The following is a 12320-nucleotide window of genomic DNA, read 5'->3' as shown; positions in this document are numbered from 1 at the left end:
CCACTTGACACGGCTTTTTCTTTGTGATTTAGTGAGAAGGGTATGGAAGATGACTTTTTAGAAGATGACGAATTCGAAGCGGATAGCCTCAACGAAGACGTCGTAACGTATGCTTGTGAGGATTGTGACCACCGTTGGGAAGCCGAAGGGGAGGACGAATACCTCGATTCTTGGGAATTGATCTGCCCTATGTGCGGATCTGCGAATATCACCGAACTGTAATTTGACTTATTTTCAGTATATTTTTGGTTTTTTGATTCTACCATCGCTCCTTTGGGGCGAGGCCTCCGGTTTTTCGACCCTCTATACAGAATTCAAAAAAGGAAATTACGCAACCGTATCCAAAGGGTCCCTCCAATACTTGAACACAGCCGACGGAGAAAAAGATCCTCGTATTTTTTTCCTCTATGTCTCGACTGAGGAAAATTGGTCCCAGCTGAAAACTAAGGTGGTCAGGGAAGCGCCACCTAACTTTAGATCGTCGGTTCATTACTGGAATGCCATTTATCTATTTATGGAACGAGCCGTTGTTTTCGGGGAGTCCGATTTACTCATCGAATGGGGAAAAGACTTTCAAAAGTCGGGGAAACAAAGCCCCAAATACAACGATGCACTTCTATTGTATGGGCTTGGGCTGATGGATTTAAAAAACGAGTCGGAAGCAAAGAAAATTTTTTCAGAAATTGAATCCAACTCTCCCTCCAAACACGTGTTATCTCAACTGGAAGAGATTAAATCTTCAGGGAAATAAATGAAAGGATTACGTGTATCACAAGGAAAGTGGAAAGGAAAAGAAATTCCTTCCCCACCAGATGTTTCGGGGCATTTGAATTTTACGAATAGCCTTATGAAAAAAGCCATCTTCTCTCTTATGGACTCTCGTCTTCTTTCTTGGGGTCTCGGTTTTGATTCTGTTTTATTTTGTGATTACTTTTCGGGCAGTGGGCAGATTTCCGCTGAAGCTTATAGCCTGTCTGTGAAAAGACTTTTGACGTACGAGTTAGACCAAACTAGGTTTAGACAACTCCATTCCCTTTTTCGAGGACTTACCAATGTTCAATTGTTTCGGAAAGATGCAACCAAACATACGTTAAAGTGGGAGTTGGGTGAGGAAGAGGCTTATATATTTTATTTAGATCCACCTTACACGTATTGGTCGGAAACTCCCACCCGAATGAAAGAGATGTTGGAACAACTATATACCTTTTGTGTCTCTACTAAAAAGCCATTTTTGATTTTATGTCAAATTCCGGAACGGCAAGCTATTGATAAAATTTGGGCTTCGGTTCCTCATAAGGTAAGGGAGTATGGAAGCCACTCCATCATCGAAACGGGTTATGAAAATGCCGAGACCACTCCTCGGTAAACCAAACCGTTTTGATTTTGGAATCATACGCTTTTTTATTTCTACTATTGTTATTTATTTCTTTGCCGTAGGGTCTTCCCTTTGGGCTTTACCAACCTATGAAGAAGTAAAATCTAGCTACAAACCTTCCGACATACAACTGTTTGACCGGAGTGGTGAACTTGTCCAAAGGTACAGAATCCAGAATACGTATCGATCGGAAGAATGGGCGGACTATAACCAACTCCCCAAATTTTTAGTTGAGTCAGTCGTTCATGCAGAAGACAAACGATTCTTTTCCCATGGAGGAGTGGATTCGAATGCTCTTGTTTCCTCCTTCCTGGGAAATCTCACGGGGTCTTCGTTACGTGGTGGTTCTACCATTACCATGCAGCTCGCCTCTCTTTTGGACCCGGAATTACAACCGAAAGAATCCAAACGTAAAACTATATTTCAAAAACTAAAACAAATCCAAAGGGCCGTGGATTTGGAAGAAACTTGGACGAAGGAAGAAATTTTTACCGCTTATATCAACTTGATATACTTTCGAGGGGAACTGAAAGGAATTAGTTCCGCGAGTAAGGGACTGTTTCGAAAATCTCCTGAAGCACTGTCACCTAATGAAACTTATGTGCTCGCTGCTCTCATTCGTTCCCCACAAAGTTCCATTGAAAAAGTTGTGAAACGTGTTTGTTTACTGAAAATGGAAAGAGACGGTGTAGATGATTGTTCAGCCATTTCTCGTTTGGTAAGAGAATCTTTGTTTCGTAACTTGGACTACGCACAGTATCCCTCCTTTGTCCCTTTATTCGCAAAGGCTCTTTTCGATTTTTCCAAAGAAGATAAAAATTCGAACTCGAAAATAACATCTTCCTTATCCTTAAACTTTCAAAGAAAAGTAGAAGAGATCCTAAAGAGAAATGTAAAAACTCTCGCAGATAAAAATGTTAAAGATGGGGCCGTCATCGTTCTCGACAACCGTACGGGGCAAGTTCTGGTTTATGTTCCCAATATTGGAGAAGAAAGTTCTGTTGCGAAACTAGATCTCATCCGAAGCAAAAGACAAGTCGGATCCACTCTAAAACCATTTGTATATGCACAGAACTTCCAAGAAAATAAACTCACTCCCGATTCTATTCTTTCCGATTCTCCTGTGGGAATTCCTGTTTACCAAGGCATCTATCGACCGTTAAACTATGATAAATCCTATAAAGGAAATGTAACAGTGAGGCAAAGTTTAGCCTCCTCCCTCAATATTCCTGCCATCCGTGCTTTGTCTTTTTTAGATATCAATGAATTTGTATCTATCTTAGAGAGGTTGGGAATCACAGGCCTTCGTTATCCAGAGTTTTATGGTCCCTCCTTGGCATTAGGAACGGCAGATATGACTCTACTGGAACTTACCAACGCTTACCGCACTCTTGCCAATGCAGGAGTTTATTCTGAATTTACCTTCCAACCATCTAAAAAAAGTTCCTCAACTCGAACGATATTTTCACCTACCGTAAGTTATATGGTATCGGAAATTCTTGCTGATCGAGAAGCTCGGTCCCTTGGGTTTGGATGGGATAATTATTTATCAACATCGTATTATACATCAGTCAAAACAGGAACAAGCCAAGACATGAGAGACAATTGGTGTATTGGTTACTCGGAATTTTATACAGTAGGTGTTTGGGTCGGAAATCCTACTGGCGCTCCTATGTTAGATGTTTCGGGCATTACTGGTGCTGCTCCTGTTTGGCGAGAGGCAATGGATGTTTTACATGAGTCGCTAGATTCCAAATTAAAAGAACCTGATTTTAAAAACCCTACAGACACAGAGTTTAATCTGTCTAAGGACAGTGGAGTAGAGAAAACAAAGTCAAAGAGAATTCTTACTCCCGTGAATGGAAGTATTTTCGCGTTGGATCCAGATATTCCTTTGGGCCGTCAAAAAATCCTCTTTACTTTCAGTTCCTACGAGGTTTCGTATTCTTATTATTTAAACGATGAAAAGATTGGTTCCGCAGGAGGACCTTACCTCTGGGAACCAAAGAAGGGAGAGTATCGTTTGCAAGTAAAGGATAGAGATGGCAAAGTTTTGTCTCTTTCCTTATTTGAAGTTCGGTAACATAAAATGTCAAAACCAATCAAATACAAACATAAATTCACCCAACAAGTTGTTTGGGGTGAGATGGATGCCTTCGGACATGTAAACAATGTTACTTACGTCAGATATTTTGAATCTGCCAGGGCTGATTATTTTACAAAAGAAGCGCTTTGGGACTCTCCACTAAAGCCTGTTAAAGCAGGCCCCGTGCTCACTCATTTGGATATGGATTACCGTAAACAAGTAGTTTTCCCTGCCACTTTAGAGATCACCTTAGAAGTGGATTCTATTTCCTCACGGGCCTTTACTGTGATTTGTTCTATGTGGAATGAAAACGAGGAATGTGTTTTGACTGGAAACGCCGCTTTTGTTTGGTTCGATTTTGAATTGCAAAAACCATCAGCTCTTCCTGAACATTTTAAAACTAAATTTGGATCCAACCATTTGGTATGATAAAACAATCCTTCCAAGAACGATTTAAACTAGATGATGAGGTAATGAAGATTTCAAGAATCTGCCTCGTTGTATTTTTTAGTTTTATCGGTTTTGGAATTTTTGCACCCATTGATGAGTTGAGATTGTATGATCCTAAGTGGATTCGTGTTTTACATGCCTCCATAACTTTAGGTTTTTTCTTTGCTACTTATGTATCTGATTGGGTTCGAAAACAAATCCAATCTATCATGTTGTTTTTCTTTTACACAATGAGTGCTCATTCTCTCATTCTTCTCTATTGGAACTCACTTTATATTGGTTATCTGGTGGGAATGATTTTGGTACTCTCTTGTATTGGAGTTAGTTTTGTGGATAGAAGATCTCTTGTTTCCTATTTGGGAACTGTATCTTCTGCAGGAATTATCATTGGTCTTTATACAAAAGAACCACAAGTGGATTTGCCATTGTATCTTTCTGCTATCATCACACCAGCTCTCGTTTCGTATTTAACACTCAATATTCGCCTAAGCTCTGTTGAAAAACTCCGAATTTCAGAATCCCAACTCAAAGGATTTCAAGATCGTATGTTAAACGAATTGGATTTGGCAAATGAAACCCAGTCCAATTTGGTAACCACCCAGTGGCCGAAAACAAAAGGTGTGAAACTCCATTCTTTTTTTCGATCCTTTGGACAAGTGGGGGGTGATGCCATCAGTTATTTGGAAAGAGAGGATGGAAAGTTAGCCCTTTTTTTTGCTGATGTCTCAGGTCATGGAATTGCATCTGCAATGGTTTCTGCTATGGCCGTCCTTGCTTTTAAAATTCACGGAAATCAAACGGAACCTTCTGCTTGTTTAAAATCTATTCATACCGATTTACAAACATTAGTTCCCAATAACCATATCAGTGCTTGTGTATTGTTTGTAGATACAATCACAAGAGAAATCCAGTATTCCATTGCAGGTCACCCACCCCTCATCCGAATGGAAAAAGATTCCGATCCTAAGTTTATGGAAGGGATGGGAACCCTAATTGTTTCCTTCTTAAAACCTAATCTAAAAGATTTTTCTATCACACCCAATTCAGGAGATCGAATTTTACTCTATTCTGATGGCATTTTGGAAGTTTTCGATACGGCAGGAGAGATTTATGGAGACGAACATTTACTATCTTCGATAAAAAATCATTCTGACAAAAAAGGTGAAGAATTTTTGAATGCTCTATATGAGGACTCAATGTCATTTTCGGCAAAACGAATTTCCGATGATATGAGTATGTTGTTATTGGAATTTTTATGAATTTGTTGTTAGCACCCTTTCTTTGGTTCAAAAAAGAGTTCATTCCTTTTCGTACTTTAGATCGTTATTTATTTTTAGATTTTTTTAAAACCTTTATTGGTACTCTTATTATGCTTACATCCATGATTGTGATTTATAAATTCACAGATGTGATGAAGTATTTAGTATCTTCGAAAGTAAATCAAACACATGTTTATTTGCATGTTTTGTATTCGTTACCATCTATGGTGGATCAGGTGGTGGCGCCGGCTCTTATGTTTTCAGTTTGTTTTGTCATCGGTCAATTCAGTGTAAACAAAGAACTTGTGGCGATGATGGTTGCCGGAGTTTCCTTCATTCGAATCATTACTCCAATTTTATTTTTTGGAATCTCTATGTGGCTGATTATGACTCTCTTTGGCCAAACGGTTGTGATTCCTGCCAACAAACAAGCACAGATCGAATATAGTATAATGGCTAAGGGCTCCAATCGCTTGATTGATTTTGTTTACCAATTGCATATCAAAGGAAAAAAGGGATTCTATTATGTCTACTGGATCGATGAAAAAGAAAAAACCGTAAAAGGCGGATTCAATTATATTGAAATCACTCCCGATGGTCATCCAACGTACACTGTATCCTCCCAAAAAGCAAAATTCATTCCTTCCCCACACAGTTGGGTTTTGTATGATGCGGAAGAAGTCAGGTTTAATGAAAATCTAGAACTTGTGTCTCGGATTAAGTATCCTGAAAAAACCTATGACTTTCCGGAAGACTTGGCTTATTTTTCCAAACCTATTCGTAATCCAGAGGAAATGAATTTTTTTGAATTAGCCGATGAAATTCAGTCCAGGATCACAAAAGGAATTCCTTTCCGTAATGTGATTATCCAACAACACATGGCATTTGCTATGCCACTCATGTCTTTTGTTGTGGTAGCACTCGGAGCTCTTGCTGGTGCGATCACCAAACGTTCTGCAGGTGTAGCAAGTCTTGGACTTACCATTGCTGTTGTATTATTGTATTATATTTTGAATTCGACTGCTAAAACGTTGGCGGAAAATGGTGCCTTACCCATCTGGATCGGAATGTGGATGACACCCGTAATTTTTACCACAGCGGCGTACTATTTGTACAGACGAATGAATATCTAATTCCTTTCGCCCGTATTTCAGTTTTCGTTTGAATCTATTACAATCTTGGGCTGTGTCTCTCGCGTGTATTTAAGAGCACGCGAGAATTTTAGCGGTTAAGTTAAAAACACTCGTTTGTAAAGGTCAGTTTGCAAAATCCCTTTTGGATCATACTTTTTCTTCAAAGAATAAAACCTTTTGAGATTTTCTTTTGGAAAGTAAGATTCCATCACACGTTTGCGTAGCGTGGAGTCCTTAGCAAAATAAAATCTACCTTTGTGTTTCAGAACAATTTCATCCATTTCATGGCATAAAGACCAGAGTTTATCTCTGTTCCCTTTGGTAACAGGGAAGTCCATTGCCATAGAAAATCCATCCACTGCGTGAGTTAAAAGAAATGGGTCTGGTTTGTGTTTTTTGAAAACAGATAGATAGTTTACTATCCCTCTTTCTTGGCAAATGGTGAAGATTTCACGGAATGCTTGTTTGGCGTTCTCTTTGGGGATAAAAACTTGGTATTGGATCATTCCACCAGGTTTGTAAACAAACTTCCAATTGGGAACATAGTCCAAAAGAAAAGCATATTCCGCATGACCTTGGTAATAAGCCTTATGGTTTACAAGAATACTTGCAATACACTTCGCTAAATTAATAAGGCGCATTCCTAAATTAAAACTAAAGGGACGCATAAGTATCCACATCCATTTTTTAGGAATCACATAGAATAGGCGAGAGGGAAGGTGTTGTCTTTCTAATAAACAGTTACCAGGAAAATCAGGATCCTCTCCTTCCTTTAAATTGGTGGCCTTGTGGATTTGACCTCTACCCATTGATTTTCCTGAAGCAAAGGCATCAATCCAACCCACTAAATAATCGGAAGATTTATAATGCTCTTCAAAGTAGGCAAAAAGTTCATCAAAGTTTCTAACATATACTGGATCAATTTTCATCTTACCTGCATATATTGGTTTCATTTTAATTTGTACTGTTAAAAAACAACCTAACATCCCGAAGCCGGAAATCGCAGAATAAAATAGATCTGTATTTTTTTTTGGAGAACAAACTAAGATATCGCCTTTAGCAGTAAGGAAAGTAAATTCTTTGATATGTTCACCAATGGTTCCTACCTTGAAGTTATTTTTTCCATGAATGTTCATAGAAAGTGCACCACCGAGGGTTGGCATCATGGTACCAGAGACTACAGGAGGCCAATATCCATTTTCAATTCCTGTTTCCCAAAGGTCTTTGATGCGGGCTCCGGATTGGACCGTCATCACACCGGTTTTCAAATTAAAATCTAAAACCTTGTTGAAGCGAGTTAGATCCAAAACAATTCCATCTGTATTGGTGGAAGCATCTCCATAACTACAACCACCACCGCGTAACGCTATTTTGGTGCCAGTTTGGTTTGCCCATACAAAGAGTTCTTTGATTTCTTCTTCTGTTTCTGGATGAAATACAGAGGAAAGAGAAAAGGAACTCATCCCCCATGCTTCGACTTTTTCCTTTTTGGGAACTTTCACATCAGGAATGGATTTTGTTTTTTTTGCGACCATGTTATATACTCAGTTTTTTAAAAATGAAATTGGGAATGTTACGAATGATAAGACCAACCAAAGCCCAAATCCCAGGAACAAATGCTTCGTCTTTTCCATTTGCCACAATGGTGCGAATTTTTTCTGCAGCTTCTTCGGCTGTGATTGCTTTCATTAATCCTTTTTCCGGAAGTTTCAAACCCTTAGTCATTTCCGTAATCACAAATCCAGGTTTAATGGTTGTTACTTGGACATTGGATTCTGATAGTCGGTTGCGAAGAGCTTCAAGGTATGTGTTTAATGCAGCTTTGGAAGTATTGTAAACTGGATTTCCTTTGCGTCCTCGTTCTCCTGCAATCGAAGAGATTCCTATAATTTTACCAGATTTTTGTTTTGCAAAATAAGTAGCTACGGGATTTAAGAAAGCAACAGCACCTAAAAGGTTAACATTTAACATTTCTAAGTCTTTGGTCGTATTGTATTCGTTAGGAGAGATTTCAGGCATCACACCGGATGCAAAATACACTTCATCCACATTGCCAAGTAAACTCACCGCTTTCCCGAAGGTTTTTTCCGCTGTGGAAAACTTTGTCACATCAAAGACCAAAGGAAAGGCTCTTTTCTCTTTTCCTAAATTGGCTTTTTTGGCAATGGATTCTAGGGACTTTTCCCTCCTGGCCAAAAGAACCACGGAATTCCCCGCGTTCAATTCAGCTTCTGCTATGGCTTTTCCGATCCCACTCGAGGCACCGACGATGATTATTTTTTTCCCCATGTTTACGTTTTTTTGGTTTAATCGGATCTGGCAAGTGGTTTCAATAGAGTTGTGCCCGTAATTGAGAGAATCCTGATCGATGGGATGAATCTGATGTATAAATATCCCGATTTGGCTTTTTGTTTGGGGGAATACCGATTACAAGATGCCCGGGATGGGTTATTAGCTCACCTCAAACGATTTTATGCTAAGAATAAACATTCTAAAATCTTAGTATTTTTTGACGGAAAAAAGGATCTTACCTCGGATTGTTATTCGGAAGATTTGGGTGAATTCTCTATCCATTACAGCCATGAGAAAAAAGCTGATGAACTCATCATTGGCTACCTCAACTTATGTCCAGTACCTTCACAGTGTTTGGTGATCACATCCGATAAGGAGATTGTTAATTTTGCTCGTAGGCTTCGGACCAAACGAATGACCTCAGAAGAATTTTACGCAGAATGGGTCAAACGGGAAACCGAAGAGGACGAAACGGAATTTAACCACCTGAAAGAAGGATTGACACCAAGTTCGGAAACCGATTACTGGGAGAGACAATTCCTTCCTTGATATGTTGTTCAACTCAATCCCATTTTTAATCTTCTTTTCCATTGTTTATTTGCTTTATTGGGCCCTCCCCAAAGAGGTTCGAAAGTATTTTCTGCTCCTTGCAGGAATCGGTTTTTATGCCTACTTTTCTTTGGCACTGACTTTCCACTTTTTCGTAGTAATCAGTATCAATTACCTTTTGTATCGCAAAATCAAATTAAGTCCTACAAAGTTTTGGGTTGGATTTACAGTTGCACTCAACCTAATCAATTTAGGATTTTTTAAATATATTTATTTTTTCAGTAAGGTTCTTGCTGATCTAACCAACTATCCGTTCTTTAAACAAGTTCCTGATCTCATCCACATTGCCCTACCACTTGCGATCAGTTTTTATACTTTTCAAGTGATTGCTGCGGCAGTTGACACCTATCGTGATTCAACAAAACCTATTGTTAAAGTAGAAGATTACTTTTTGTTTGTGGCTTTTTTCCCTGTGTTAATTGCCGGACCCATCATGAGGATGTCTGACTTTTTTCCAAACTTAGACAAACTCACTCCAAACAAAGAAAAGATGTACCGAGCGTCTTATTTACTCATGTCTGGACTTGTGAAAAAAGTACTCGTGGCAGATCCCATGTCTCTCACCATCTCACCTGTGTTTGGTTCTCCTGCCGAATATGATTCATTTTCGTTATTCATCGCAGGAGTTTGTTATTCCATTCAAGTTTATAGTGACTTTTCTGGACTTACTGATATGGCTCGTTCCATTGCTTTATTTTTAGGATTTGAAACACCTGAAAACTTTAAGGCTCCCTTTTTCTCAACCTCTGGGCGAGAACTTTGGAAACGTTGGCATATCACACTTTCTTTTTGGCTTAGAGATTATATTTATTTTCCATTGGGTGGTTCTCGTAAAGGAGAACTTCGCACTTACTTAAACCTAATCGTCATTATGACACTCGGGGGATTTTGGCACGGAGCCGATTACACCTTTATTTGTTGGGGATTTTATTGGGGAGTGATTCTTGCTGGGGAAAGATATTTTGAAGACAATCTTGGCTGGAAGTTAACACCGCAAAAAAACAAATTCTTAATTGTTGTTAAGGCCCTCATTGTTTTTGTTTTGTTTTCTATTTCTGGTTTAATGTTTCGTTCGAATAACGCATCAAATATGGTGGATCATTTCCATGGTATCTTTACCCACTTTTCACAAAGTTTGGAAGCAATGTTTGTCGGCGATTCCAACGAGTGGTTACTCGCTGCCACATCGTTGTTTGGAACTGGGTCTTCTTTTCGATTTCAACACATTGAAAACTTAGAACGAATCTTTTATACATCTATTGCCTTACTTTTTTTCCACCACATTCAGTATGTTCCTGAATTTTGGGATCGAGTTCGTAAACATGATTTGTGGTTGGTTCCTGTGCTTGGGATTATCACTGTATTTCTTCTCGCTACTCTTTCCCAAGATGGCGGAGAATTTATTTACTATAAGTTTTAGGAGACATTGTGGATTTAATTCGTAATCGATTTTTATTAGTCCCGTTCCTAGTTGTTTTTCTTGCATTTTGTTTGGACAAACTTTTGCTTCTCGAAAATGTTCATACTTATTTTTCAAAATCACTTTCAGATATAAACTATATCCAAAAACACCAGTTATATGAAGATCTGAAGGTTTATTTGTCTAACAAAGATCGAGACAAAGTATTAGTTTGCTTTGGCAACTCTCGTGCTCTCTTGTTTGACAATGAATACATACATAGAAAGTATCCTGGTTGGGTGATGTTTAATTTCTCCGTACCGGGAGGAAAGCCAGATTATGTATTACAATGGATGGAACAATTCCACAAAGACAATGTAAAACCAGATTTCTTTTTGTTTGATCACTCGGTGGAAATGTACAATTCTGCAGCAACTTTAAAAGTGGATGAAACTCTAACTAATGGACTCAATGTATCTTTTGTTTTAAAACATTTTTCACTATTTTCAACGGATGATATTTCGACTTTGATCGCAAAACGAATGTTTCGTGCTTATCAATACCGTCCTAAGCTAGAGGTTATCATCACAAGGGCCAAAAATAAGGAATCGTTTTTGTTTCCCTATCGTGAGTTACGTAACAGCTTGATGGAAAATTTAAATAGGGGCAAAGGTTCAGCCATGACTCCAGGAACCCACCAATCTGTACTCCCGGCTGAATTATTAAAAAAATCTGCGATTGGGGACTTTCATTCTTATTTGGTTCCATTCCAATTTTCAGAAAGCATTTTGAGTTTTACAAACCAATCTTTGGAACTTGCAAAACAGTTGGGAGTACCATCCGCAGTGATTTGGGTTCGACTCTCATTGCCCTATATGGATCACATTCGTAATTTGAAGGTTTCTGTGGGAGAAGGTAAGGTGGATACGGTGTATCATGATTGGTTTCCGAGGATGGTTGCCTATCATAATCAAAATGGAATTCCTTTTTGGAATATGAACGATGATCCAAATTATACCTGCAACAACTTCAGTGATGCAGGTCACATGTCACCAACTTGTTATGATGAGTATACCGATTATATTTTTAAAAACCTAATTCAGTCTTTTGTAAAAGGTGCTCGGTAAAATTCCGTGCGATTTTGAACATCATTGGGTGAAAGTTTTTCTGGATCTGTTGGATTTGGTTTTGTAGGACTTTGTGGTTGGGGTTTGGTATTATTTTCTTTATCCACTGAATATCCATAATAATAGCCATGGACAATTTCCACTACTGAGACTGGAGTTTCGGAATTTACGTTTTGAATTTCCACTGTAATTTCTTCTGGTGGTGCTAACAATTCGAAGACCCACTGAGCTTCCCCTTCGATCTTTTCTTTTCTTAAGATGGTTGGGTTTTCATTTTGTCCATTACCGGAATATACAGTAAGAACCCACTCTTTTAATTTTCCATCAGTTGCCACACCAATGCCTATGGACTGAGGGGATGCCTCTCCGGCTTTCAGATCAAATCGAATGGCACCACCTTTAGAAACGGCACCATAGAGTCTTTTTTTGGAAAGAGTAGGGTAGAGAGCCAAATCCTGGATTCTAGTTGTGACTTCTTTCACATTTTGGCTCAGAACGGATGGTTCGGAATGAAGGGCTTGCATTGAAGCCAATGTGATTCCAACCGATGCAATCAAAGAGTATCTCATTCTCCTAATAGGACTAAAAAA

General features: G+C 38.8%; 13 protein-coding genes. 10 read left to right on the top strand and 3 right to left on the bottom strand.

Annotated elements, in window-relative coordinates; translation table 11 throughout:
• Positions 1–42 precede the first annotated feature (42 nt).
• The 7 genes from LEP1GSC195_RS11805 (at position 43) to LEP1GSC195_RS11775 (ending at position 6303) form a co-directional block, all read left to right on the top strand.
• Positions 43–222, top strand: coding sequence for a hypothetical protein (locus LEP1GSC195_RS11805; protein ID WP_015682203.1), 180 nt, complete (start codon positions 43–45; stop codon positions 220–222).
• Positions 223–448: 226 nt separating this feature from the next.
• Entirely contained in the window at positions 449–751 is a 303-nt protein-coding gene (locus tag LEP1GSC195_RS20020) for a tetratricopeptide repeat protein (protein WP_232227777.1), read from the top strand.
• A complete protein-coding gene (locus LEP1GSC195_RS11795) occupies positions 752–1366 on the top strand; it encodes an RsmD family RNA methyltransferase (RefSeq protein WP_015680595.1) in 615 nt (204 codons plus the stop codon).
• Positions 1344–3458 (top strand): penicillin-binding protein 1C, encoded by a 2115-nt coding sequence (gene pbpC / locus LEP1GSC195_RS11790; RefSeq protein WP_015681744.1) that lies wholly within the window; start codon positions 1344–1346, stop codon positions 3456–3458. The genes LEP1GSC195_RS11795 and pbpC overlap by 23 nt, the downstream gene beginning before the upstream one ends.
• Positions 3459–3464: 6 nt before the next feature.
• The gene (locus LEP1GSC195_RS11785) at positions 3465–3890 is read left to right on the top strand and encodes an acyl-CoA thioesterase (RefSeq protein ID WP_015682502.1); all 426 of its coding nucleotides are present in this window, start codon (positions 3465–3467) and stop codon (positions 3888–3890) included.
• A complete protein-coding gene (locus LEP1GSC195_RS11780; RefSeq protein ID WP_015680683.1) occupies positions 3887–5170 on the top strand; it encodes a PP2C family protein-serine/threonine phosphatase in 1284 nt (427 codons plus the stop codon). Before LEP1GSC195_RS11785 ends, LEP1GSC195_RS11780 begins: the two co-directional genes overlap by 4 nt.
• The gene (locus LEP1GSC195_RS11775) at positions 5167–6303 is read left to right on the top strand and encodes an LptF/LptG family permease (protein ID WP_015680879.1); all 1137 of its coding nucleotides are present in this window, start codon (positions 5167–5169) and stop codon (positions 6301–6303) included. Before LEP1GSC195_RS11780 ends, LEP1GSC195_RS11775 begins: the two co-directional genes overlap by 4 nt.
• Before the next feature lie 95 nt (positions 6304–6398).
• Here the strand turns inward: LEP1GSC195_RS11775 and LEP1GSC195_RS11770 are convergent, their stop codons facing one another.
• Positions 6399–7838: an FAD-binding oxidoreductase gene (locus tag LEP1GSC195_RS11770; RefSeq protein ID WP_015682079.1), complete on the bottom strand. Its 1440-nt coding sequence runs from the start codon at positions 7836–7838 to the stop codon at positions 6399–6401.
• A gap of 1 nt (position 7839) precedes the next feature.
• Positions 7840–8592 (bottom strand): SDR family NAD(P)-dependent oxidoreductase, encoded by a 753-nt coding sequence (locus tag LEP1GSC195_RS11765; protein ID WP_015682605.1) that lies wholly within the window; start codon positions 8590–8592, stop codon positions 7840–7842.
• A 51-nt stretch (positions 8593–8643) separates the two neighbouring features.
• Here LEP1GSC195_RS11765 and LEP1GSC195_RS11760 point away from each other — a divergent pair, with 51 nt between their 5' ends.
• Genes LEP1GSC195_RS11760 through LEP1GSC195_RS11750 form a run of 3 tightly spaced genes read left to right on the top strand, consistent with a single transcriptional unit; the run spans position 8644 to position 11730 of the window.
• The gene (locus LEP1GSC195_RS11760; protein WP_269571340.1) at positions 8644–9144 is read left to right on the top strand and encodes an NYN domain-containing protein; all 501 of its coding nucleotides are present in this window, start codon (positions 8644–8646) and stop codon (positions 9142–9144) included.
• A gap of 1 nt (position 9145) precedes the next feature.
• Entirely contained in the window at positions 9146–10624 is a 1479-nt protein-coding gene (locus LEP1GSC195_RS11755; protein WP_015681086.1) for an MBOAT family O-acyltransferase, read from the top strand.
• Between the two features lie 8 nt (positions 10625–10632).
• Entirely contained in the window at positions 10633–11730 is a 1098-nt protein-coding gene (locus LEP1GSC195_RS11750; protein WP_015681960.1) for a DUF1574 domain-containing protein, read from the top strand.
• Here LEP1GSC195_RS11750 and LEP1GSC195_RS11745 read toward each other — a convergent pair.
• Positions 11703–12299: a hypothetical protein gene (locus LEP1GSC195_RS11745; RefSeq protein WP_232227775.1), complete on the bottom strand. Its 597-nt coding sequence runs from the start codon at positions 12297–12299 to the stop codon at positions 11703–11705. The genes LEP1GSC195_RS11750 and LEP1GSC195_RS11745 overlap by 28 nt on opposite strands.
• Positions 12300–12320: the final 21 nt, after the last annotated feature.

Origin of the sequence: Leptospira wolbachii serovar Codice str. CDC (assembly GCF_000332515.2) — a bacterium.
Taxonomy (GTDB): domain Bacteria; phylum Spirochaetota; class Leptospiria; order Leptospirales; family Leptospiraceae; genus Leptospira_A; species Leptospira_A wolbachii.
This window is presented reverse-complemented; position numbering and strand designations above follow the sequence as displayed.